The sequence below is a fragment of the Xenorhabdus sp. XBWT genome (genome assembly GCF_059072735.1).
The window spans coordinates 3,914,641-3,937,856 of sequence record NZ_CM180990.1 but is presented as its reverse complement, the minus strand read 5'-3'; the positions used below and the strand labels follow the sequence as shown (position 1 = coordinate 3,937,856).

The 23,216-nt window shown below is 41.8% G+C and carries 20 protein-coding genes and 1 pseudogene; 10 read left to right on the top strand and 11 right to left on the bottom strand.

Annotation, left to right across the window (positions count from 1 at the left end; translation table 11 throughout):
- The first annotated feature begins 485 nt into the window (after positions 1-485).
- The 4 genes and pseudogenes from AC5JQI_RS17210 (at position 486) to AC5JQI_RS17195 (ending at position 5,008) form a co-directional block, all read left to right on the top strand.
- On the top strand, positions 486-2,030 hold the full coding sequence (locus AC5JQI_RS17210; protein WP_493913054.1) for a BCCT family transporter: 1,545 nt from the start codon (positions 486-488) through the stop codon (positions 2,028-2,030).
- 13 nt (positions 2,031-2,043) lie between these two features.
- The gene (locus AC5JQI_RS17205) at positions 2,044-3,162 is read left to right on the top strand and encodes an aromatic ring-hydroxylating oxygenase subunit alpha (RefSeq protein ID WP_493913053.1); all 1,119 of its coding nucleotides are present in this window, start codon (positions 2,044-2,046) and stop codon (positions 3,160-3,162) included.
- A pseudogene (locus AC5JQI_RS17200) lies at positions 3,152-3,961 on the top strand (aldehyde dehydrogenase family protein); the annotation flags it as partial. The gene AC5JQI_RS17205 and the pseudogene AC5JQI_RS17200, both read left to right, overlap by 11 nt.
- An 81-nt stretch (positions 3,962-4,042) precedes the next feature.
- On the top strand, positions 4,043-5,008 hold the full coding sequence (locus tag AC5JQI_RS17195) for a PDR/VanB family oxidoreductase (RefSeq protein WP_493913052.1): 966 nt from the start codon (positions 4,043-4,045) through the stop codon (positions 5,006-5,008).
- A 255-nt stretch (positions 5,009-5,263) separates the two neighbouring features.
- Here AC5JQI_RS17195 and AC5JQI_RS17190 read toward each other — a convergent pair whose 3' ends face one another.
- The 6 genes from AC5JQI_RS17190 to AC5JQI_RS17165 form a co-directional block, all read right to left on the bottom strand.
- Positions 5,264-6,181 (bottom strand): MFS transporter, encoded by a 918-nt coding sequence (locus AC5JQI_RS17190; RefSeq protein WP_493913051.1) that lies wholly within the window; start codon positions 6,179-6,181, stop codon positions 5,264-5,266.
- Positions 6,178-6,321, bottom strand: coding sequence for a hypothetical protein (locus AC5JQI_RS17185; protein ID WP_493913050.1), 144 nt, complete (start codon positions 6,319-6,321; stop codon positions 6,178-6,180). The genes AC5JQI_RS17190 and AC5JQI_RS17185 overlap by 4 nt, the downstream gene beginning before the upstream one ends.
- Before the next feature lie 397 nt (positions 6,322-6,718).
- Positions 6,719-6,871: a hypothetical protein gene (locus AC5JQI_RS17180; protein ID WP_493914725.1), complete on the bottom strand. Its 153-nt coding sequence runs from the start codon at positions 6,869-6,871 to the stop codon at positions 6,719-6,721.
- 65 nt (positions 6,872-6,936) lie between these two features.
- On the bottom strand, positions 6,937-7,725 hold the full coding sequence (locus tag AC5JQI_RS17175; RefSeq protein WP_493913049.1) for an amino acid ABC transporter substrate-binding protein: 789 nt from the start codon (positions 7,723-7,725) through the stop codon (positions 6,937-6,939).
- Between the two features lie 53 nt (positions 7,726-7,778).
- Positions 7,779-8,543, bottom strand: a complete 765-nt coding sequence (locus AC5JQI_RS17170) for an amino acid ABC transporter ATP-binding protein (RefSeq protein WP_493913048.1) — start codon at positions 8,541-8,543, stop codon at positions 7,779-7,781.
- Positions 8,521-9,219 carry an amino acid ABC transporter permease gene (locus AC5JQI_RS17165; protein ID WP_493914724.1) on the bottom strand — a complete coding sequence of 233 codons (699 nt, stop codon included), beginning with the start codon at positions 9,217-9,219 and terminating at the stop codon, positions 8,521-8,523. The genes AC5JQI_RS17170 and AC5JQI_RS17165 overlap by 23 nt, the downstream gene beginning before the upstream one ends.
- Before the next feature lie 874 nt (positions 9,220-10,093).
- Here AC5JQI_RS17165 and AC5JQI_RS17160 point away from each other — a divergent pair.
- The gene (locus AC5JQI_RS17160; RefSeq protein WP_493913047.1) at positions 10,094-11,641 is read left to right on the top strand and encodes a YadA C-terminal domain-containing protein; all 1,548 of its coding nucleotides are present in this window, start codon (positions 10,094-10,096) and stop codon (positions 11,639-11,641) included.
- 57 nt (positions 11,642-11,698) lie between these two features.
- Here the strand turns inward: AC5JQI_RS17160 and AC5JQI_RS17155 are convergent, their stop codons facing one another.
- Together AC5JQI_RS17155 and AC5JQI_RS17150 are read right to left on the bottom strand one after the other, a co-directional pair.
- Positions 11,699-12,619, bottom strand: a complete 921-nt coding sequence (locus AC5JQI_RS17155) for an omptin family outer membrane protease (protein WP_493913046.1) — start codon at positions 12,617-12,619, stop codon at positions 11,699-11,701.
- Positions 12,620-13,109: 490 nt separating this feature from the next.
- Positions 13,110-13,883, bottom strand: coding sequence for an amino acid ABC transporter substrate-binding protein (locus tag AC5JQI_RS17150; RefSeq protein WP_493913045.1), 774 nt, complete (start codon positions 13,881-13,883; stop codon positions 13,110-13,112).
- Positions 13,884-14,183: 300 nt separating this feature from the next.
- On the opposite strand from AC5JQI_RS17150, the gene AC5JQI_RS17145 reads away from it, so the two are divergent.
- Both AC5JQI_RS17145 and AC5JQI_RS17140 read left to right on the top strand, forming a co-directional pair.
- Positions 14,184-14,888: an AzlC family ABC transporter permease gene (locus AC5JQI_RS17145; protein WP_493913044.1), complete on the top strand. Its 705-nt coding sequence runs from the start codon at positions 14,184-14,186 to the stop codon at positions 14,886-14,888.
- Positions 14,885-15,214, top strand: coding sequence for an AzlD domain-containing protein (locus tag AC5JQI_RS17140; protein WP_493913043.1), 330 nt, complete (start codon positions 14,885-14,887; stop codon positions 15,212-15,214). Before AC5JQI_RS17145 ends, AC5JQI_RS17140 begins: the two co-directional genes overlap by 4 nt.
- Before the next feature lie 83 nt (positions 15,215-15,297).
- On the opposite strand, the gene AC5JQI_RS17135 is transcribed toward AC5JQI_RS17140, so the two are convergent.
- From AC5JQI_RS17135 to pepA, 3 genes are all read right to left on the bottom strand, one after another.
- On the bottom strand, positions 15,298-18,195 hold the full coding sequence (locus tag AC5JQI_RS17135; protein ID WP_493913042.1) for a valine--tRNA ligase: 2,898 nt from the start codon (positions 18,193-18,195) through the stop codon (positions 15,298-15,300).
- 13 nt (positions 18,196-18,208) lie between these two features.
- A complete protein-coding gene (locus tag AC5JQI_RS17130; protein WP_493913041.1) occupies positions 18,209-18,688 on the bottom strand; it encodes a DNA polymerase III subunit chi in 480 nt (159 codons plus the stop codon).
- A gap of 150 nt (positions 18,689-18,838) precedes the next feature.
- Positions 18,839-20,347: a leucyl aminopeptidase gene (pepA, locus tag AC5JQI_RS17125; protein ID WP_237387685.1), complete on the bottom strand. Its 1,509-nt coding sequence runs from the start codon at positions 20,345-20,347 to the stop codon at positions 18,839-18,841.
- 280 nt (positions 20,348-20,627) lie between these two features.
- Between pepA and lptF the strand changes: the two genes are divergently transcribed.
- The 3 genes from lptF (at position 20,628) to AC5JQI_RS17110 (ending at position 23,135) form a co-directional block, all read left to right on the top strand.
- Positions 20,628-21,728, top strand: a complete 1,101-nt coding sequence (gene lptF, locus AC5JQI_RS17120) for an LPS export ABC transporter permease LptF (protein ID WP_493913040.1) — start codon at positions 20,628-20,630, stop codon at positions 21,726-21,728.
- Positions 21,728-22,807 carry an LPS export ABC transporter permease LptG gene (gene lptG / locus AC5JQI_RS17115; RefSeq protein WP_493913039.1) on the top strand — a complete coding sequence of 360 codons (1,080 nt, stop codon included), beginning with the start codon at positions 21,728-21,730 and terminating at the stop codon, positions 22,805-22,807. The genes lptF and lptG overlap by 1 nt, the downstream gene beginning before the upstream one ends.
- 157 nt (positions 22,808-22,964) lie before the next feature.
- Positions 22,965-23,135, top strand: coding sequence for a hypothetical protein (locus tag AC5JQI_RS17110; RefSeq protein ID WP_493913038.1), 171 nt, complete (start codon positions 22,965-22,967; stop codon positions 23,133-23,135).
- The last annotated feature ends 81 nt before the right edge of the window (positions 23,136-23,216 follow it).

The following is a 23,216-nucleotide window of genomic DNA, read 5'->3' as shown; positions in this document are numbered from 1 at the left end:
CTTCTCAAGAAACGTCCAGAGTCACTGTTGCCACAGTTTCACCGGGTGGATGGATTAAGAGTTGAAGACCGGACGCTTGAATAAGGTCTTTGTCATAATTTGATAATTCAAACTAAGGGCATAATTCATCGAATTATGCCCTATTCACTTTTATTGTGATTCTAACTCAAAAAATGAGGAGAATTAACGAAACGATTTAATTTCTTTCTGAACTCTCATCTGCATAATTCTTAACGAACATCACAAAACATTCATTACGATATGTGTTTTATCTATTTACTATTTGGTCAATTGTTTAAATTATGTATCAACACTATATTTGAATTGTTAATAAAAAGACGCAATAAGTGCCATTCTCCCTTATTGCATGTTTTCCTCTTGGTTGTGTCTATACCAACGTCATCATAACAACGATAACAGGCACTTTGCTTTTATCGCCCAAGCGCAAAACGGGTATAGATACAAAGTGATGAAATGGAGGGGTCATGTTGAGCAATACAAAGAAAGATATTTCTTTAATTACAATAAGTCTGGCTTGTATCGTTGTGATAGCAATAACACTCAGTTTATTTCCTGAAGAAACCAGTGTTATTGCTAATTCAATTTTTAATGGGCTGACTCGTTTACTGGGATCAACAATTCAAATATTAGTTCTTATCGCTTTGATGTTTGTACTTTATTTGGCGATAAGTAAATACGGCAATATTCGATTGGGTGAAGGGAAACCAAAATATGCCACAGTACCCTGGTTATTTATGTTTATTTGTGCAGGTCTGGGTTCCTCGACCTTATACTGGGGAGTCATGGAGTGGGCATATTATTATCAAATGCCGGGCCTGAATATTTCCCCTAAAACGCCCAAGGCGTTGGAATATAGTATCAGTTACTCTTTTTTTCATTGGGGTTTAAGTGCCTGGGCAACTTATGCACTCGCTTCACTGATTATGGCTTACCATTTTCATGTCAGAAAAAATAAAGGACTGAGCTTATCAGGGATTATTTCCGCGATTATAAAAATTAATCCCTATGGTTTTTGGGGACGCCTGATTGATATGACGTACTTAATCGCGACGGTGGGAGCATTAACTATTTCTTTAGTGGTGACTGCGGCCACATTAAGTGGCGGGCTTTCTTCACTCATCGGTACGCCTAATAATTTTACTGTTCAGGCTGGAATTACCCTATTGGCCGCTGTGATCTTTTGCCTGAGTTCTTATATCGGCATTGATAAAGGTATGCAGCGTTTAAGCCAAATGGTGGGATGGGGAGCATTGGGTTTTGCGTTGCTGGTACTGATCGTCGGGCCGACGGAATTTACCATTAACAATATGATTAATGCAGTTGGCCTGACAACCCAGAATTTTCTGCAAATGAGCTTATTTACCGATCCGATGGGTGACGGTCAATTCACACGTAGCTGGACGGTGTTCTACTGGTTATGGTGGGTTTCCTACACACCCGGTGTCGCGATGTTTGTGACCCGGGTTTCTCATGGGCGCAAAATTAAGGAAGTTATTTGGGCATTATTATTGGGGAGTACGTTTGGTTGCTGGTTCTTCTTTGGGGTATTGGAGAGCTACGCAATGCACCAATTTATTACCGGTGTTATCAATGTGCCTGAGATATTGAATACATTGGGCGGAGAAACAGCAGTTCACCAGCTATTGAGTGCGCTGCCATTAGGTCAATTCTTCCTTGCAGCTTATCTTTTTATCATGGTGATTTTCTTGGCTTCGCATATGGATGCGGTGGCCTATACCATGGCGGCAACCAGTACGCGTAATTTACAGGAAGGCCAAGATCCTTGCCGGAAATTGCGCCTTTTCTGGTGTGTCGTGATCACACTGATCCCGCTTTCCATTCTCTTTACGCAAGCCTCGCTGGAAACGATGAAAACCAGCGTAGTGCTTACTGCACTGCCTTTTTTAGTCATCTTATTAATTAAGACATACGGTTTTATCTGTTGGATAAAACAAGACTATGCACAGGTTCCTGCACATCTTATCCAAGACACCCATTTCACCGAATGATTAAGGAATTGATATGAGCATCCAAGACCCTTATTTTACGCTGCCCAGAAATTTTTGTGCGAATCCCGCAGAAGCGTACACCATGCCCGCACGTTTCTATACTTCTCAGGACGTCTTTGATTACGAAAAAGAAGCAATTTTTGCCAAGAGTTGGATTTGTGTTGCGCACAGAAGTGAGCTTGCCAATCCCAATGATTATGTCACGCGTGAAATTATTGGTGAGAGTGTTGTGATTGTCCGTGGGCGCGACAACGTATTACGTGCCTTTTTTAATGTCTGTCCTCATCGTGGTCACCAGCTATTGAAGGGTGAAGGCAAAGCGAAAAACGTCATCACTTGCCCCTATCATGCCTGGACATTCAAACTTGATGGTTCTTTAGCCCATGCGCGTAACTGTGAGAATGTGGCTAATTTCGACAAAGGATTAGCGCAATTAACGCCTGTGAAATTAGAAGAATATGCCGGGTTTGTTTTTATCAATATGGACATGAATGCAGGAACGGTCGAAGCGCAATTACCGGGATTAAGCACCAAAGTATTAGAAGCCTGCCCTGACGTTTATGATTTAAAATTGGCAGCGCGTTTCACGACAGCGACACTGGCTAACTGGAAAAGCATTGTTGATAACTATCTGGAATGCTACCACTGCGGCCCGGCACATCCGGGGTTTTCAACTTCTGTTCAGGTCGATCGCTATTGGCATACCATGTATGAGAAATGGTCATTGCAATTTGGTTATGCAATTCCTTCCGATCAATCTTTCAAGTTTGAAGGCGAATCTTCATTTCATGGCTTTTGGTTATGGCCTTGTACTATGTATAACGTTACGCCTGTTGAAGGCATGATGACGGTTATCTATGAATTTCCCGTGGATGCTGAGACAACACTGCAATATTACGATATTTACTTTACGAATGAAGATATTACAGAAGAACAGAAATCTTTGATCGAATGGTATCGTGACGTTTTTCGTCCGGAAGACCTGCGTTTGGTTGAAAGTGTTCAAAAGGGGCTGAAATCACGTGGCTATCGTGGTCAGGGACGCATCATGGCGGATAGTACAGGAAGTGGAATTAGCGAGCACGGAATTGCTTATTTTCACCACCTTATTGCTCAGACGTACCACGAATAAGATGAAATTGGGTAAGAAAGCGACTGTACGTAAACTGAGTTTTACGGGTTCCACTGAGGTCGGGCGTTTATTAATGCGGCAATGCTCGGACAGCATAAAAAAAGTCTCTTTAGAATTGGGAGGAAATGCACCTTTTATTGTCTTTGAAGATGCTGATATTGAAAAAGCGGTAGAGGGGGCGATTGCTGCCAAATTTCGTAATGCGGGACAGACCTGCGTTTGTGCAAATCGTTTGTATATTCACAGAGATATTTATCCGGCATTCAGTCAGCGTTTTGTGGAAGAAGTGCAAAAACTGAAAGTGGGTAATGGTTTTGATCAAGGAACACAAATAGGCCCGCTGATTAATGCTGAATCAGCGGATAAAGCCCAGTCCCTTTTAGATGATGCACTAAATAAGGGAGCATATTTATTATATGGCGGTAAGCGCCATGCTTTAGGAGATAATTTCTTTATACCTACTGTACTTGGTCATGTTGCTGAAAATAGCCGGGTATTAGAAGAAGAAATATTCGGATCTATTGCACCTTTGGTTATTTTTGATGATGAAGAGAGTGTTATCGCCTCTGCCAACAACACTATTTATGGGCTTGCTGCTTATTTTTATACTGAAAATCCACAACGTATTTGGCGTGTTTCAGAAAAATTAGACTATGGCATGGTAGGTATTAATACGGGGCTTATTTCCAATGAAGTCGCGCCATTTGGCGGAATAAAACAATCGGGTCTGGAGCGTGAAGGTTCGATCTACGGTATTGAAGATTATTTAGAGCTTAAATATCTCTGTCAGGGGCTTTAACGATCCCCATGAATTTCAAGTTGCCGCCAATAAAGTAGCAACTTGAAAGACGGCAGAGGCAATCATAATCAGGAATGGCTTATGTCTATATATCAGACGATTAGTGTGATTGTCAGTAATATTGAGGCTATCACGCCGAATATTAAGCGATTTACATTAATACCGGCTGAAAACACGCAATTGCCCTCGTTTACTGGCGGAAGTCACATTTTTGTCCAGATGCAGGATGGTGATAAACGTTACAGTAATGCGTATTCTTTATTAAGTTCGCCTTTTGATAAACATAGCTACCAGATTGCCATCAAGCGAGAAGAACAGTCCCGCGGTGGTTCTGCGTTTATGCACGATAAAGTGGCTATTGGCAATACACTCATTATCTCTGAACCAAATAATTTATTTGCATTAGTGCCTGAAGCGAAAAAACATATATTAATAGCGGGTGGGATCGGGATAACACCTTTTATGTCTCATCTGCATGAATTGAAACATCAGGATGCTGAGTATGAACTGCATTATTGCTACCGTAATTCCGATGACAATGCGTTTATGCAGGAGTTAATGGCCGCGGGATTTAAGGCGAAAATCGATTGTCATATTTCATCTGAAGGGACTCGTCTTGAACTTGATACACTTATTTCCCGATTACCGGAAGGAAGCTACGTTTATACCTGTGGTTCAAGCGCATTGAATAATGGGGTAAAACAAGCTGCACAAAATGCCGGATTTCCTGAGAGCCAATTGCATTTTGAGCAATTTACGGTTGAAGATAAAACGGGTGATGCGTTTACTGTTGTTCTGGCGAAATCTGGCATTGAACTGGAAGTTGATAGTGAATCGACAATTCTTCAGGTTATTGAAAGAAATAAAGCCGCACATGTTGAATGTATGTGCCGTGAAGGCGTATGCGGGACGTGTGAAACCATGATCTTGGAAGGAGAAGCGGATCACCGTGATCAATATTTTAGTGATGAAGAAAAGCAGAGTCAGACATCAATGCTGATTTGTTGCTCCAGAGCGAAAGGAAAACGACTGGTACTTGATTTGTGATTAAAGAATAAAAGTGGCTGGTGGATTGGACTCATCAGTGTCATTTTGCAGAAAGCCGCACCGCTTTATCATAAATCTGATGGCTTGCTATTTTCATAGCAAGCCATAGAGGTTATTTCCGATTGAGAAAATAGCAGATGAAGGTAAAGATTAATGCAAACCCAGACAAGAATAACGTCAGAGTTTGATAACCTTGCACCAATGTATTAAAACGCGCTAACAAGAAGACAGCAAACGCAATACCGCAAGCGACTCCTACATTATGAATTGTCCATGAGGTATCTCAATATCATTCTTTTCCAATTGACCGGCGAAAAATATAGGTAATGTCAACAGAACGATGCAATAGAAAAAAGCAAGGAAGAATGTTGCCAGTAGTGCTGAAACAAAATGTGTGTTGCGGAAAAAATGGAATTCAACGATTGGCTCTGGTGTTTTCAGCTCATACTTTATGAAGAGAAATAAAGCGATCATTGAAATGGATAATAAACTCCATTGTTGCTTGGTATTTCCATCCAAAGAGAAATAGCTGACTAAACTCATCAGAAAAATGATTAGGAAAATACAACCGAGTACATCCAATTTTTTCGCTTTTGGGGCTTTATATTCTGGCACAGACCAAGAACATAGAATAATACTAATTATGATAAACGGAATATTTATCAAGAAGGCGTAGCGCCAATTTACAATACCTGCAAATAACCCACCAATAATTGGTCCTATTGCCAGACCAAGCCCATTGATGCCAAATAGGATACCAAGTGCTTTTCCTTGTTCATTTTCATCAAGTAAATAGGAAATAATGGCACCTGAAACAGTATAGAGAATGGCACAACCAATACCTTGGATGAATCTAAACGCTGTCATAGCGGTAAAGTTTGTTGCAAGGCCAACAAATAATGATGCGGCTCCAAATAGAAGTAATCCCCACATCAATATTTTTTTACGTCCACGGCTGTCAGCTAATGTTCCTGCGGGAACCATAAAAGCCGAGAGAGCAATCATAAATACAGAAGTCACCCACTGTGTTTCTCTCAACGGGGTATTAAATTCACGCCCAATGGCAGGAATAATCGTATTCACCACAGTGAGATCTATACACCCAAGGAAACTTGCGATACATATTCCGGCTAATCCAGCATATTTTCGAGTTGTCGTTACAGATTCACTCATTCGCTAATTCCTTTTGCTCTATCGATAGCTTCATGTTGAACAAAATTAGGTATTATTATAGCTAATGAATCACCAGTGCAGAGTGCATGAAAATGATGACATTTTAAGGATTTTACATCAATTTCTATTATTTTATTCATATCATATCATTATTTAAGGTGGGGATATTATATCCATAAAATATAATTTTAACTAAATAAAAAATAATTATTAGTTCGTCGGGTTTTATTCTTAAAATAACTGGATAAAAACAACGTTATTTAAAATTAATAGGCTAGTTGAATTCTATTGTTATATTAATGGATTATCAATGCTGAAAGTATTTTGTTTTTTCTGTGTCGTAATTACTTTATAAGATGATTTCTCAATTAAATCTATTTATTTCAAATAAATAGATTTATAAAGGTATTGTTTAGCTACTTACTGAAGTAAATAAAGTCGGGGATGTTCACAAGCAACATTTTGGCTGCTTTTTCTTCTATTTTGGCTTGACTTTCTGGGCTACGTTTTGCTATCAGTTCTTTTAAAGTAGCCATGTCATTTATCCAAATTGTTTAGATGGATTCTGAATTGTTTGTCAGCAACCTCAATCATATCCCGATAGAATGACTTTTGATTTCTCCCTGCTTTATTTCCTGCACAAAAAACAAAAGCCTGACGTTCTGGATCAAATGAGAAAAATGCCCGGATTGTTCGAGTATATAGACTACAATCTATAGATATGTAGTCTATATATTATAAATTGAAAGTTGTTTTTACTTAGAAATATCCACGCCAAAATACTTCTCGGAGATGCGGGCATAGGTGCCGTCATCTTTCATTTCTTGCAGGGCTTTATTGATAGCCTCTACCAATTCAGCATCTCCTTTGCGCACCAGTACAGCCGATTTACTGGCATCTGCTTGCTGAGCGACGATTTTCACGGGGGCATCAGGGCGCTGTTTTTTGAAGTCGAGGAATGACAGGCGATCATTCAATGTGGCGTCAGCGCGTCCGGTAACGACCAGATCAATTGCTTGATTAAACCCATCTGTACTGACTAAATTAGCGCCGTAAGAAGTTGCCAATTGTCCGTAGTTACTGGTCAGGGATTGGGCTGAGCGTTTCCCTTTAATATCCGCGAAGGTCTTAATCGCATCGTTATTATTACGGGTGATCAACGCCACTTGAGAGGTTGTGTAAGGAATAGAAAAACTGTATTTCGCCGCGCGTTCCGGGGTTACGCCTACTTGGTTGATCACAGCATCAAAACGTTTTGCATCCAGCCCTGCGATTAATCCATCCCATTTTACTTCCATAAATACAGGTTTGACGTTCAGACGCTTAGCGATCTCCTGTGCAATATCCACATCAAAGCCGGTCAGTTTGTTACTGGTATCGTGATAGGTAAAAGGAGGGTAAGTCCCTTCCGTACCAATCTTAAAGACGCCGGAGGCTTTTATAGCGTCAAAATCCTTGCCGGCATAGCTTGGAGTAGAAATAGCCAGGGCAGTCGCGCCTGCGAGTAACAGACTTAAAAGTTTTTTCGCTATGTTTTTCCGCATAAATTGTGTTTCTCCGCATAAATAATGTTGCTGATATTAAACGTGACTGCTTGCTATATTTCCCAATCCGGTAAGGTTTCTGTCAGGGTTGAGATAAATTCGACAGTACGCACCTTATTGGGACGAGTGAAGATAGTTTTTGCCGGGCCGGATTCAATAATCTCACCGGATTCCAGAAAGACGACATCATGGGCAAGATTAGCCGCCAATCGTAAATCATGCGTTGCCATTAACATGGTTGTGCCTTCTTCGGCCAAATGTTTCAAAACCGAAACCACTTCTTTGGATAATTCAGGATCAAGTGCTGAAGTCGGTTCATCACATAACAGTACCTTGGGTGATGGCGCCATTGCTCTGGCGATGGCCACGCGTTGTTGCTGACCGCCCGATAGTGTGCTTGGCCAAACATCGGTTTTGTGGGACATATCGACTTTTTTCAGCAATTCCATAGCGCGCACCCTGGCGTGTTCACGTGGCCATTTCTGTACCCAAATCAGCCCTTCCATAATGTTTTCAATTACTGTTAGATGCGGGAAAAGCTGGAAGTTCTGGAATACCATGCCCGTTTGCAGGCTAAAGCGCTGGATTTCACGATGTGGCAGCCGCTCCTTACCATTAAACATAATTTTTTCTTTGCCAAGCTCCAGCTTACCCGCCTGCGGGATTTCCAACAGATTAATGCAACGCAGCAAAGTACTTTTACCACTACCGGAAGGACCAATCAGTGCTGTCAGACTGCCTTCCTTAATTGTCAGTCTGATGTTTTTCAGCACTTTTTGCCCGTCGAAACTTTTTTCAATGTTGGTGAGCTGAATCATCTTTGACTTCCTTATTGTTATTTTGCTGGGCGAATTTCTTTTCCAACCGGACTTGCAGCGCGGACAACACCGAACTCAGGAGCAGATAGAGAATAGCCGCTTCGGTATACAAAATAAGTGGTTGATAAGTGACAGCGGCAATGCGCTGTGCCGCCAGAAACATTTCTGGCACGGTAATGACGGAAGCCAGAGAAGTATCTTTGACCAGCGAAATAAAGGTATTGGACAAAGGAGGAATAGAAACCCGAGCTGCTTGTGGCAGAACAATCCGACGCAGTGATTGCCACCAACTCATGCCGATAGAGTGGGAGGCTTCCCATTGTCCTTTGGGAACAGAAATCAACGCGGCGCGGATCACTTCGGAAGTATAAGCACCGACATTCAGGGTAAAACCGATAACGGCAGAGGTGAATGCTTCTAAAGTAATGCCCACGCTGGGCAGGGCGTAGAAAATCAAAAATAGTTGCACCAACAACGGTGTGCCGCGAACCAGCCAGACATAAAACCGCACTACTGCAACCAGAGGCTTAGGACCATATAGCCTGATTAAAGCAACGATAAACCCCAACGAGATCCCAAGTGCGAATGTAATTAGAGTGAGGGGAATGGTGAATGTCAGGCCAGCGTAAAGCATCGGCCACAGGGAATCCAGCGCTAAACTGAGCCATGATGGGATCATAGAACCTTCCTAATCGATTGATATCAAGAATATGTTTATTTTTTATTGGGTTGTTTTAATGATGATATGGCAAGAAAAGGTGAACGCTATATACAAGAAAGTTATAGCTTAGAACTTTAGGTAGATTTGGTTATATTGATAAATGTGGTAAGAAATAGAATTATAATAAATAACAATGTTATTTTTATTCTAAATGTATATTTAAAATAAATAAATAAATAAATAAATAAATAAATAAATAAATAAATAAATAAATAAATAAATTTATTTATTTATTTATTATCTTTTAATTATCTCTTAATAAGTTTCATTATAGAAGTAAATTGATAAATCAACGTGAGTTATAATGGTATGTCTAATTGTTAATTTAGGGCATTTTATCGGAGTAATCTTAAATATATTATAAATGGTTAGTAAAATCAGAAAATTAGAGATGACAGAGAAGATATAATGATAGGGCTAATTTGATAAACTCATTGGAATATAAAATCTATATATAAAAAATATTGCCTTCTATTTTAATTTAATATTTACTTCCTAAACTCCTTTCTTTTAAAGAAACCATGATGTGATCATCTGAGCTTTATTACTTAAATGTCAACATCTATAAAGACTACTTATTAATCCATGGGATAATATCAGTTATTGTGCTGTATGAGATTAATTTTTGGGTTTTTAAAATTATAAATAATATCTATTTAATTTATTTATATAATCAATAAATCTGTAAATGAATGGAGGATTTTTAATCTTTATTTATAACGACTCATATCCGTAGAAAACAATCTCCTTGAAGTAAATATATCTTTTTTATTTTGTTTGGATGATTTTCTTGGTAAATGAATTTATGTTTTTATATTGTGGTGAGAAAATGAAAATTTTGTTTTTTAAAATAACTATCTTGGTAGTATTAATTAATAATATATCAGTGGCTTTGGCGAATTTAAATAGTGATAATACAATAACATTAGAAGGTACAAATATTTCTTCGTCAGATTCAAAAATATACACTCTTGAACCAATAGGGTCTTCAAATATTTGCTTTACAAATGAACCGGGGGGTTGTAAGACTCTCAATTCTTTAGCTCTCGGGACATCAACTATAGGGCTTTTTGCCTCTAATAGTGTCGCGTTGGGTCGTTCAGTGATTGAAAAAAATACTAATCACAGTATTGCTATGGGGAAATCATTTATTGGAAGGAATTCTCCTCACAGTATTGCTATGGGCGAATCTCATATTTCTTATAATGCAGCATTTAGTGTTGCTCTGGCAAAAGGTAGAGTGACTAAAAAACAAGGTATTGCAATAGGTCTTGATTCTAAATCTGAACATGAGAATGCGGCTGCTATAGGAGCATATGCCAAAACAGACAGAGAAGATAGTGTCTCATTTGGTGATGAGAATGACCCAGATAAAAATAAACAGCTAACAAATATTGCGAATGGTACTAAAGATCAGGATGCGGCCACTTATGGCCAGCTGAAGAATCTGGAAACTTCAACTCAATTGGCAATGAAATCAATAAAAGCAGCGGCTACAAGTTCAGTGATAAATGCTAAAGCGTCGGAATTGGCGGCATCACAGTCAGCGACAGATGCGAAGGTCTCGCAACGGGCGGCAGTGCAATCTGCGACAGATGCCAAGGTCTCGCAACAGGCGGCAACGCAGTCAGCGACAGATGCCAAGGTCTCGCAACGGGCGGCAGCGCAGTCAGCGACAGATGCGAAAGCATCGCAACTGACGGCCGCAAAGTCAGCTCAAGAAGCTAAGACAGCAAAACAGGAGGCAGTGACATCCGCACAATCAGCGAAGATATCTGCAACAGTAGCAGACAATTCAGCAACAACCGCAGAAAAAAATGCAAATATAGCTGAAAATGCAGCAGATAGAGCTGAAAAAACCGCAACAGAGATGGATAAAAAAATTAACTTATCTGCGCAAAAAGCAAGCAAAGAGTCAGTTAAAGACGTAAAAGAAAAAATGGAACAATTAGATAAAAAAGTAGAAGAGAAGACAAAGCAGGTAGAAAAGAAAATCGATAATAAAGCCAATGAATTGTATAAATACGCTAAGGATTTAGACGCAAAATCTGAAGGTTACTATATTAACTCTGAAAAACGCTTTAACGCATTGGAAGCTGAAATTCGTCAAAGTGTTCATCAATTAGATATTAAAATTAATCGGGTAGAGAAACGCGCTAATGCCGGTATTGCCAGTGTTGCCGCAATGACCAATATCCCTTTCAGTAATTCCAATCGTTTTAGTGTTGGTGTTGGATTGGGACAATATCATAATGGGAGTGCGATTGCAGTTGGTGCTCAGGCTAAACTAACTGAAAATGTAAATATTAAGGCTTCTACAAGCTGGAATAATGCTGAAGGTGCGGTAATGGGGGCAGGGGTTGCAGTTGGTTGGTAATATACATGTAAGATAACCACTGAGCAGGCGCCGATGGCGCCTGATTTTTTTGCCTGATTAAAAGCGATATTGAACGCCGGCCGAAATAGTATAGCTAGTATTGCTCATACCTCCGACATTGTTATAGGTATCGGAACGACGGTTGCTATGATCAGTAACGTTTAAATCTCCCTTTTTATTATTGGCAAATTTATTCCAACTCAGTTCACCGAATACTTTTACACTCGGAGTAATATAATATCCGGCATCAACGGCAATAGAATAATAACGTGATTTGTTGATTTTTGCTTTGTAAGTTTCATTACGCAGGATATGTTCATCAGTGTCTCTTGCCTGAATCCATGGGCTGAATTTCAGCAACGCATTAAACTCAAAGTTCTGATAACGATATTGTCCGGCCAGCCCCATATAGGGTGTGCTGAATTTCTGTTTGTAAGTGATTACGGGTTTGTTTTCGAATTCAGAGGATTTATTTTGATAAATTGCTCGTCCTCCTTTTGCCACCCAACTGAATTTAGTTTGTTGATAACCAAGAACACCACCGAGCTTGTAATTTGGCTGTTTCAGTATCCAACCTTTTAAATTAATATCAAATTCGCTGGCACTGTTCAGTTTGGTGTTTTCGTGATGCGAGTAGTGAGTCCATTTAGATTGATTGGGGTTTGTCCAATCATAATCGTCCATTTTTCCGCTGTTGGATGGTGATGCGAACCAGCCGCGTGTGTTCAGGGTTAAATATGGCAGAGCGTCCCAGAATAGCTCACCTTTAATAATTGCAGTATGCTTAATTTTCCAATTCAATTCACTGTTCCTATGCCCTGTGTTTGGATCATAGATATATTCATCTGACTGACCTGAAAGTACACCCAATGAAGCATTGGCTGATATACTGCTTGAGTTAAAATTAATCGGGCTGGCATTTGCTGCTTGGGTGGCAGTCAATCCAATAATACTTAAAGTAATTAAGTTAATTTTCATTAATAATATTTCCTATATTGTGAATATAACAATCATTTCCCATATCAATATCCAGTCATTCATATATTGAATATGGAGAAATTAAATGATTATTTAATCATTTTTTTGAGTGCTGTTTTGTCTACTAAATATGTTATGAGATTCTTTTTTATCTCGTATTACTTCCAATAAAATCCAGTTATTTCATACTGTTAATAATGGGTTCGGTTGCTGATTTTCACTATAAATATTACTTTATTATCACAGTTTGTTGGTATGTTCCATTCTAATAAATAAAAGAATAGAGAGGGTTTCACTGTTTTATTTGTTTATAATATTGTAATTATTTTTTATATTTGTATAACTGATGGTTTGTTTTTAAATTCAGTAATAACAAATATGTTCGGTTTTTGTGGTGTTATTGATAGGTTTTATGAACAGGCGAGAAAACAGCAAGATTGTGCTTTCAGAATATAATCTAAGAGCCTGCTCTGTAAGGCTCTTTTTCTAATTATTCAGCATTTTCTTCAGAGAAATATCTATCCCAAATTTTCTGATAAGTCCCATCTGCTTTTATTTCAGTAATAGCTTTATCTACTGCGGCTTTTAATTCAGTATCATTTTTACGGAGCAGTACAGCGGTTTGTGATGCCTGAGTATCAACGGCAACAATTTTTACCGGCGCATCCGGACGATGTTTTTTGTAATCGAGATAAGAAAGTTTATCGTTGATTGTTGCATCTGCACGGCCTGTGCTCACCAGATCGACTTCCTGATTAAAACCATTGGTGCCAATAATGTCTGCACCGTAATGTCTGGCGATCTGGGCAAAATTATTGGTCAGGGTGTGCGCTGATCTTTTCCCTTTTAGATCGCTGAACCTTTTAATATCGTTGTTATCTGTGCGGGTAATCAGTACCGCTTCTGAAATAACATAGGGCAGGGAGAAGCTGTACTTTTTTTCACGCTCCGGCGTAATGGCGATTTGGTTCACTACCGCATCGGAACGTCCGGCATCAAGGCCACCAATCAAACCATCCCATTTACCTTCAATAAATTCAGGCTTCACTTTCATGCGCAGTGTGATTTCACGGCCGATTTCTACGTCGAATCCGGTCAATTTTCCGGAAGCATCATGATAACTGAATGGAGCATAAGCACCTTCTGTTCCAATTTTGAATATTCCTGTGGATTGGATCTTATCAAGAGTAGATCGTGCATATGCGGGATAAGGGAGACCAAACTGCACAATACCTGCTAATAAGATTGTTAGTATGGTTTTCATTCTATTTCTCCGAGAGGAAATGCTTATATTTAAAATGACTCTCACTATACGAGAATATCAAAAACCTTATATATAAAATAAAGTTATATCATATTGGAACTATTACATACAATTGATTACCATAAATTATATTTATTATTAATCAAGTCATATTAACCAAGAGAAATACTCCATAAATATTCTTGAAGTCATTGCTATGATATAGGGTCTGTTATATCTTCATTTTTTCTGTATGAGCGCCCGATATTCTATTTATTGTTACGCAATTTAAAATATAACGCTAAATATAGGAGCCAAGTGTTGAATCCGTTCTTTAGAAAAGGCATGGTTCATTCTTTACCTGTCTGTATCTCGTTTTTCCTTATTTTCACTTCGATTGGTGCACTTTATCAGAGTCATGGTGTTCCATTAATGGAAACATTGGTTGGCTCATTGTTAATCTATGCTGCACCGTTACAAGTGGCTGCGGTAGGTTATCTGGCTGATGGTGCGGTACTTTCTGTTATTATTCTGGCCTTGCTGATCAATTTTCGTTTTTTTCTAATGGCAATGGTAATGTCGCAATATTTTCATGGTATTCCAAAACGAAATGTTTTGCTGTCGATGTTGGGATTCTGTACCAGTACTTATACGGTGACGCATTCACATATCTCTGCGGAAAGTATCACAGATGGGAAATCCCAGTTCCATTTTTATCTGGGTGTCGCAATACCCTGTTTTTTCATTACTTTTTGTGCTACGTTGTTAGGATATATTTCAGCAGAACATCTGAATTATAAATCTGTTTCGCTGTTTTTAGTGATGCTGGTTCCCATACACTTCGCTTCTTTGACTGCCAAGAGTTCCGGTAAGAATATGTCTGTATTGGCTACCATAATAGGAGGAGTATGTGCACCGTTATTGAATGAAATAAATATGACACTCATGGAATTGATTATTCCTGTTTTATGTGGGTTCGTGATTGCACTTATGGAGCAGAAAACCAGAAAGGATTATAAGCCATGATGTTGCTGATCGTATTAATGGGATTGATCAGTTTTGTATTAAGGGTCGCTCCTTTTCTGATAAATAACCGATTATTTAAGGAAAAGAGTTTACTGATCACTGCGCTGGATTATGCCATCTGTTTTATTCTGGGAACCATTATCGTCAATATTTCCCTGAATAATTTATCCCTGAGTGAATTAATAGAGCAATTTGATATTCAATATGCACTCGCATTGTCCACTGTCGTATTGGCTTATTTTATCAGTAAATATACTCATTCCATGTTGAAAAGCTTGGGGTTTTCTTTGACATTTTTTATTTTGATATGCTGGCTGTTAAGCTGACAATTATGTGGCATGCAAAATATCGCATGAAAAAAGCCACTGCTAGTGCAGTGGCTTATGTAATAAATATCAATTAAACAAAATTACAGGGCAGCGATAGTTTCTTTCTGCGCCAATAATTTTTCTTTCGCGGCGTTGTTAGTTACCAGACGCTCACGCTCTTTTGCAACAACAGCTTCTGGCGCACGGCTGACAAAGCCTTCGTTAGCCAGTTTGCCTTCAATGCTGCTGATCTCTTTATCCAGCTTCTCGATTTCTTTATCCAGACGCGCCAGTTCTGCCTCTTTATCTACCAAGCCTGCCATTGGGATCAGCACTTCTGCACCATTGATCAATTTGGTGACAGAAACAGGGGCGTCTTCTCCTGCCGCCAATATGATAACAGAAGAAAGACGGCCCATTGCCTGAATGAAGTTGAGGTTTTCAGTGACGCGGCGTTGTGCATCGTCATTGGCATCACGCAGCAGAACTTCCAGCGGTTTACTTGGCGCGATGTTCATTTCTGCACGAATGTTGCGTACTGCAATAATTGCCTCTTTGATCCATTCCAGATCGTTCAGTGTCAGTTCATCTACTTTCTCCTGATCGAATTCAGGGAAAGATTGCAGCATGATGGTATCCGCATCAATGCCTTTGACGACTTTCACGCGCTGCCAGATAGTTTCGGTGATGAATGGAATGATGGGGTGTGCCAGACGCAGCAAACCTTCCAAAACTTCAACTAAAGTATGGCGGGCTGCGCGGACTTCCGCTTCCGAACCTTTATTGATAGCGGGTTTGGACAATTCCAGATACCAGTCACAGAATTGGTTCCACGTGAATTCGTAAAGAATGTTCGCGGCGATGTCGAAACGGTAAGTATCCAGCGCTTCACGATAGGTTTTAACGGTCTGGTTGAACTCTGCCAGAATCCAGCGATCTGCCAGTGACAGCGACATTTCGCCTCCGTTTTGGCCGCAGTCCTGCCCTTCGGTGTTCATCAGCACGAAACGGCTGGCGTTCCACAGTTTATTACAGAAGTTGCGATAACCTTGCAGGCGCTTCATGTCCCAGTTGATATCACGACCGGTGGATGCCAGCGCTGCCAGTGTGAAACGCAGGGCGTCAGTACCGTGGGCTTCAATACCTTCAGGGAACTGCTTTTCAGTGCGCTTGCAGATTTTCTCAGCCAGTTGTGGCTGCATCATGTTTCCGGTACGTTTTTCCAGTAGATTTTCCAGTGAGATACCGTCAATCATATCCAGCGGGTCGATAACGTTCCCTTTGGATTTCGACATTTTCTGACCTTCGTCATCGCGGATCAGTCCTGTCATGTAGACTGTTTTGAATGGTACTTGTGGCTTGCCGTTTTCATCTTTGATGAAATGCATGGTCATCATGATCATGCGGGCTATCCAGAAGAAGATAATATCGAAGCCACTGACCAGCACATTGGTCGGATGGAAGGTTTTCAAGGCTTCAGTCTGCTCAGGCCAGCCGAGCGTGGAGAATGTCCATAGACCGGAGGAGAACCAGGTATCCAGCACATCTTCGTCCTGAGTCAGAACGATGTCTGAACCAAGGTTGTTTTCACAGCGGACTTCTTCTTCATCGCGGCCGACATAGACATTGCCTTGCGCGTCATACCAAGCCGGAATACGGTGGCCCCACCACAATTGGCGGGAGATACACCAATCCTGAATATCACGCATCCAAGAGTAATACATGTTTTCGTACTGCTTTGGTACAAACTGGATATCACCGTTTTCAACCGCTTCGATCGCTACTTTTGCCAGTGGTGCGGTGCGGACGTACCACTGATCGGTCAGCATCGGTTCGATAACCACGCCGCCACGGTCGCCGTAAGGTACGGTCAGGTCATGTGGTTTGATCTCAACCAGCAGACCCTGTTTTTCGAATTCTGCCACAATCGCTTTACGGGCAGCGAAACGTTCCATACCACGGTATTCAGCAGGAATTTCAGTGGAGTAGAAGTCAGAAACTTCACCGTTGGTGTCGAAGACTTCTGCCGCTTCACGAATATCGCCATCAAAGCTCAGAATATTGATCATTGGCAGGCTGTGGCGTTTACCGACTTCATAGTCATTGAAATCGTGGGCCGGGGTGATTTTCACACAGCCGGTGCCTTTTTCCATGTCTGCGTGCTCATCGCCCAGAATAGGAATGCGTCGGTTTACCAGAGGCAGCAAGATCTCTTTGCCAATCAGATCCTTGTAGCGTGGATCTTCCGGGTTAACGGCAACACCGGTATCACCCAGCATGGTTTCCGGGCGTGTTGTGGCAACAATCAGGTAATCCTTACCCTCAGCGGTTGTCGCGCCGTCAGCCAGCGGGTAGCGCAGATGCCACATGGAACCTTTAACTTCACGGTTTTCAACTTCCAGATCAGAAATTGCAGTGCGCAGTTTAGGATCCCAGTTTACAAGGCGTTTGCCACGGTAAATCAGATCTTCTTGATACAGGCGAACGAAAGCCTCTTTTACGGCTTTGGACAGGCCTTCATCCATGGTGAAGCGTTCACGCTCCCAATCCACGGAGTTACCCAGACGGCGCATCTGGTTGGAGATATTGCCACCCGATTCCGCTTTCCACTGCCATATCTTGTCGATAAAGGCTTCACGCCCATAATCGTGACGGGTTTTGCCTTCTTCTGCTGCGATCTTGCGCTCAACAACCATTTGTGTCGCAATACCCGCGTGGTCAGTCCCTGATTGCCACAGGGTATTTTTACCCTGCATGCGCTGGTAACGCACCATGGTATCCATGATAGTCTGCTGGAATGCGTGCCCCATGTGCAGGTTGCCGGTGACGTTTGGCGGTGGAATGACGATGCAGAAACTTTCACGGCTGCTATCACCATTAGGCTTGAAATAACCGCTTTTTTCCCAGTGGTTATAAAGAGGTTGCTCTATCTCTGTCGGGTTGTACGTTTTATCGAGAGATGGCTCAGATTGCGTTTGGTTTGCGGGTGTCTTTTCCATTGTGTCTTGATATTTAATAGGTTGGCGGGGTTGCCATGGTCAAATTAAAGCCGACGCTACGATAGGATTTATATCGTTCGCGCGCTAACTGTTTCAGATTTTCATCAATAGGAACGAAGTCTATCACTTCATGGAAAGCTGTGGCAAAGTCTGCAAAGTGAGGGAGCAGTGTCACCAGCACATCGCGGGGAGCATTGCTTCTTTTTTGTGGCCAGCACAATTCTACAGGAGCGCCGTAACGAGGGCCTTCTCCGGCAAGATTGTGCGGTACAAATTGATTCGGCTCCCGTTGCCATAATGCTTCGTCCAGTTTTTCGGCCTGTTGCTGGTTTTCACAAGCAATCAGAACCCGTTTTCCTGCACGCCATTGGTCAGCGGCAAGCTGACATGCCAGCCATTCATGCGGTTGTAAATCGTCAGAAAACGATGATTGTTCCGGTAACCGCTTTTCCGGTGGTAGCTTTTCTAACAAATAGAAGGTGGCGTTTTTCATAGTTTCTTGGTTACAAGATTATGGGAAACCGTGACGGAAAAGGGTACTGCGTCTGCAATACCCTTAATTCCGTTTATTCCCTGAATACCTTTGATGCCACATTTTTATCGAATATCTTGAAATTATCGAAAAATATGTGAAGCAGGAGCATTAATCATCAGAATTCAAACCCGAACGATTTAACAGGAATTGTGACAGGAGTGCAACCGGACGACCTGTTGCACCTTTCGCCTTACCTGAACGCCATGCTGTACCGGCAACATCCAGATGCGCCCAGTTGTATTTGGTCGCAAAGCGGGCCAGGAAAGCACCTGCGGTAATGGCACCGCCTGAACGTCCGCACGAGTTCACCATATCCGCAAAATTGGATTCCAACTGTTCGGTATATTCATCACCGAGCGGCAGGCGCCATGCACGATCCCCTGCTTGTTCTGATGCATTCAGCAGTTCGTGTGCCAGTGGGTTATGGTTAGACATCAAACCCGTGTAATGACCACCCAGTGCAATGACACAAGCACCTGTCAGGGTTGCGACATCAATAACCAATTCCGGCTCAAAACGCTCAACATAAGTCAACGCGTCACACAGTACCAAGCGGCCTTCCGCATCCGTATTTGTCACTTCAACGGTCTGACCGGACATGGTGGTTAAAATATCGCCCGGACGATAAGCCCGTCCACCCGGCATATTTTCGCAGCCAGCCAGAACACCGATGACATTGATTGGCAGTTGCAGTTCGGCAACAACGCGCATAACGCCGTAAACCGAAGCCGCGCCGCACATATCATATTTCATCTCATCCATGCCTTCGGATGGCTTGATAGAGATACCGCCGGAGTCGAAAGTCAGCCCCTTGCCCACCAGTACGATAGGTTTTGCATTGGTATCTTTGCTGCCTTTATACTCCATGACTGCCATCAGGGATTCATTCTGTGAACCTTGACCCACTGCCAGATAAGAGTTCATTCCCAGCTCTTTCATCTGTTCTTCGCCAATGACCTTGGTTGCCAGATTCTCGGCATTGTCAGCAAGCTGGCGTGCCTGTGATGCTAAATAGGCGGCATTACAGATATTGGGTGGCATGTTGGCCAGATCTTTTGTCGCCTTAATACCGGAAGCAATGGCAAGGCCGTGCTGAATCGCTCGTTCGCCGCTAGTCAATTCACGGCGTGTCGGCACATTGAATACCATTTTACGCAGCGGGCGACGCAGCTCATTTTTGCTGCTCTTGAGTTGATCGAAAACATACAGTGATTCTTTGGCTGTTTCGACTGCCTGACGGACTTTCCAGTAATTGTTGCGCCCTTTCACATGCAGTTCAGTCAAGAAGCAAACTGCTTCCATTGAACCTGTTTCATTGAGGGTACTGATGGTTTTCTGGATAATTTGTTTGTATTGACGTTCATCCAGTTCACGCTCTTTTCCGCAACCGACCAGTAAAATACGTTCAGACAGCACATTAGGAACATGATGCAGCAACAAGGTTTGACCGACCTTGCCTTCAAGTTCACCACGGCGCAATAAGGCACTGATATAGCCGTTACTTATTTTGTCAAGCTGCTCTGCGATAGGGGAAAGACGGCGGGGTTCAAATACGCCGACAATAATACAGGCACTGCGCTGTTTTTCCGGACTACCGCTCTTTACACTAAATTCCATGCGTTCTCCTGAATCTTAAAGACAAAGGCGGATACAATAGCTAAAATATCACGTTCCGCATTAATTCATCCCAAAGAAAGTTAACTGTTATGTTAAGCTAAGCATATTATTTTTTGGTACTTAGTTGACAATAAGTGTGTTCTAATTGGGAACCAATATATGGAATGCTTTGGTATCATTTTAGCGATGGGAAAGCCAAACTGACGCATATAAATGGTAGATATACGACGAAGTTAGCGACTTTCCTGCAAAAAGACAAGTTTTCACAGGCGTAATAAGCGTGATCATCATTAGATATCTAGTACGGGAAACCCTGAAAAGCCAAATCGCAATACTTTTCATCCTATTACTGATCTTTTTCAGCCAGAAATTAGTTGAGGTATTGGGTGCGGCGGTGGAAGGTAGTATTCCCGCAAATTTGGTTATATCGTTGTTAGGTTTAGGTGTGCCCGAAATGGCACAGCTTATTTTACCCCTGAGTTTATTTCTCGGGGTATTAATGACGTTCAGCAAACTCTATACCGAAAGTGAAATCACCGTCATGCATGCCTGCGGATTGAGCAAAGGTGTGTTGGTGAAATCCGCTCTTATCCTTGCTCTACTCACATCAATGCTGGCGGCTGCCAACGTTATCTGGTTCACCCCGCTGTCTTCTAAATATCGAGCGCAGGTATTGGCGGACGCAAAAGCCAATCCAAGTCTTGCGGCGATCATGGAAGGGCAGTTCAAACCTTCCCGCGATGGCAATATGGTGCTCTATATCGGCAACGTGAAAGGCAGCACTTTTGAGAATGTATTCCTTGCCCAGCTTCGGCCGTCGAATGATCAACGTCCTTCGGTTGTGTTTGCGGATGGTGGGCATATGGAAGAGCTTCCGAACGGCAATCAGGTTGCGGTACTCCATAAGGGAACGCGTTACGAGGGTACGGCATTAATGCGCGATTTCCGCATCACCGAATTTATCAACTATCAGGCGGTGATTGGTCATCAGAGGGCAGATATCGATAACAACAAAGTCGAGCAAAAATCGCTTGAACAGCTTTGGCATGATACTGACAATGACTCCCGTGCAGAATTCCACTGGCGCCTGACATTGATTTTGTCTGTGCTGGTTATGGCATTGATGGTTGTTCCGTTAAGTGCCGTGAATCCGCGTCAGGGGCGTATACTCAGTATGTTGCCAGCGATGTTGCTCTATCTGATTTTCTTCCTGCTACAAAGCTCCCTGCGTTCCAATGGCAGTAAAGGCAAACTCGATCCTATGCTCTGGATGTGGCTGGTTAACGGCACATATCTGGCCTTGGCTGTCATGCTGAATCTGTGGGATACCGTACCCATGCGCAAACTGCGTTCACGCTTTAAGAATCAAGGGGCGTCATAATGTTTGGGGTATTGGATAGATACATTGGCCGGACAATTATTCAAACCATCCTGATGACTTTGTTCATGTTGGTATCACTTTCCGGCATTATCAAATTTGTCGATCAGCTGCGCAAAGTCGGGCAGGGTGAATATACCGCTTTTTCCGCAGGTATTTATACCCTGCTGAGTGTTCCCAAAGATATCCAGATCTTCTTCCCGATGGCAGCCTTGCTTGGTGCATTACTGGGTTTGGGGGCACTGGCTACACGCAGTGAGCTGGTAGTGATGCAGGCTTCAGGCTTTACCCGCCTGCAAGTAGCAGGTTCTGTCATGAAAACGGCGATCCCGCTGGTTTTGCTGACGATGGTTATTGGTGAATGGGTTGCTCCGCAAGGGGAACAGCTCGCCCGTAATTATCGATCCCAAAAAATGTATGGCGGTTCTCTGATGTCCACGACCAAAGGTTTATGGGCAAAAGACGGACAGGATTTTGTCTATATTCAGAGCGTGGCTAAAGATAATTCTCTGAACGGTGTTAACATCTACCACGTTGATGAAAATAGAAAACTGTTGTTCGTGAAATATGCTGCCTCAGCGGTATATGACAAAGATAATCAGCAATGGAAGTTATCTCAGGTTGAAGAGTCTGATTTAAGGCAAAATGGCCGGATTACGGGTTCACAACGTATTTCTGCTGATTGGAAAAGCCGGTTGACACCAGAAAAGCTGGGCGTGGTTTCCCTAGATCCTGAAGCACTTTCCATTCGTGGCCTGCATGAATACATTACATATCTGCAACAGGGTCAACAGGATGCCGGGCGTTACCAGCTCAATATGTGGAAGAAAGTCTTTGCACCATTATCGGTTGCGGTGATGATGCTGATGGCACTCTCCTTCATTTTTGGTCCGCTGCGTAGTGTTCCAATGGGATACAGAGTAATTGTGGGTATCAGTACGGGCTTCTTTTTCTACGTCCTGAATGAAATATTCGGCCCACTCAGCTTAGTTTATAGCATGCCACCGATATTGGGGGCGTTGCTGCCAAGTTTGTTGTTTTTTTGCCTGAGTGTTTACTTACTTCTGCATAAAAAACAATAAATAACTGAAATTTATATTTCGCCCCTTATTTTTAATAAATAGTGGGGCGATTTTTTTTGGATTTTTTTATCTTTATTCCGTAATGTAATACAGGAACTCACTCACTTCTAGAACTTGGTACGTTTGCTTTTTTTATTTAAATAGAAGGGGAATAATAATGAGGGAATTAAAATATTATCCAGAGGATTTTTATACCTTTGAAGATAAATATCAGGGTATCAAACGACTGAATATCTGTGGGCATAGTAGTTATTACAAAGATGGTTTTATGCTGTGCCTTTGGATACTGATATTCCTCATGAATCCGTTTGGTACTATAATGGAATGAAGATTACTGATGAAAGACAAATCCCCTGAAAATAATGTTATGAATAATCATAGTATTATATTATCAATGCTCTGATTTTAA

Excerpts from the sequence above, each read along its gene's own strand:
- AC5JQI_RS17210 (WP_493913054.1), top strand. The coding sequence starts at position 486 with ATGTTGAGCAATACAAAGAAAGATATTTCTTTAATTACAATAAGTCTG.
- AC5JQI_RS17205 (WP_493913053.1), top strand. The coding sequence starts at position 2,044 with ATGAGCATCCAAGACCCTTATTTTACGCTGCCCAGAAATTTTTGTGCG.
- AC5JQI_RS17195 (WP_493913052.1), top strand. The coding sequence starts at position 4,043 with ATGTCTATATATCAGACGATTAGTGTGATTGTCAGTAATATTGAGGCT.
- AC5JQI_RS17190 (WP_493913051.1), bottom strand. The coding sequence starts at position 6,181 with ATGAGTGAATCTGTAACGACAACTCGAAAATATGCTGGATTAGCCGGA.
- AC5JQI_RS17185 (WP_493913050.1), bottom strand. The coding sequence starts at position 6,321 with ATGAATAAAATAATAGAAATTGATGTAAAATCCTTAAAATGTCATCAT.
- AC5JQI_RS17175 (WP_493913049.1), bottom strand. The coding sequence starts at position 7,725 with ATGCGGAAAAACATAGCGAAAAAACTTTTAAGTCTGTTACTCGCAGGC.
- AC5JQI_RS17170 (WP_493913048.1), bottom strand. The coding sequence starts at position 8,543 with ATGATTCAGCTCACCAACATTGAAAAAAGTTTCGACGGGCAAAAAGTG.
- AC5JQI_RS17160 (WP_493913047.1), top strand. The coding sequence starts at position 10,094 with ATGAAAATTTTGTTTTTTAAAATAACTATCTTGGTAGTATTAATTAAT.
- AC5JQI_RS17155 (WP_493913046.1), bottom strand. The coding sequence starts at position 12,619 with ATGAAAATTAACTTAATTACTTTAAGTATTATTGGATTGACTGCCACC.
- AC5JQI_RS17150 (WP_493913045.1), bottom strand. The coding sequence starts at position 13,883 with ATGAAAACCATACTAACAATCTTATTAGCAGGTATTGTGCAGTTTGGT.
- AC5JQI_RS17140 (WP_493913043.1), top strand. The coding sequence starts at position 14,885 with ATGATGTTGCTGATCGTATTAATGGGATTGATCAGTTTTGTATTAAGG.
- AC5JQI_RS17135 (WP_493913042.1), bottom strand. The coding sequence starts at position 18,195 with ATGGAAAAGACACCCGCAAACCAAACGCAATCTGAGCCATCTCTCGAT.
- AC5JQI_RS17130 (WP_493913041.1), bottom strand. The coding sequence starts at position 18,688 with ATGAAAAACGCCACCTTCTATTTGTTAGAAAAGCTACCACCGGAAAAG.
- pepA (WP_237387685.1), bottom strand. The coding sequence starts at position 20,347 with ATGGAATTTAGTGTAAAGAGCGGTAGTCCGGAAAAACAGCGCAGTGCC.
- lptG (WP_493913039.1), top strand. The coding sequence starts at position 21,728 with ATGTTTGGGGTATTGGATAGATACATTGGCCGGACAATTATTCAAACC.
- AC5JQI_RS17110 (WP_493913038.1), top strand. The coding sequence starts at position 22,965 with ATGAGGGAATTAAAATATTATCCAGAGGATTTTTATACCTTTGAAGAT.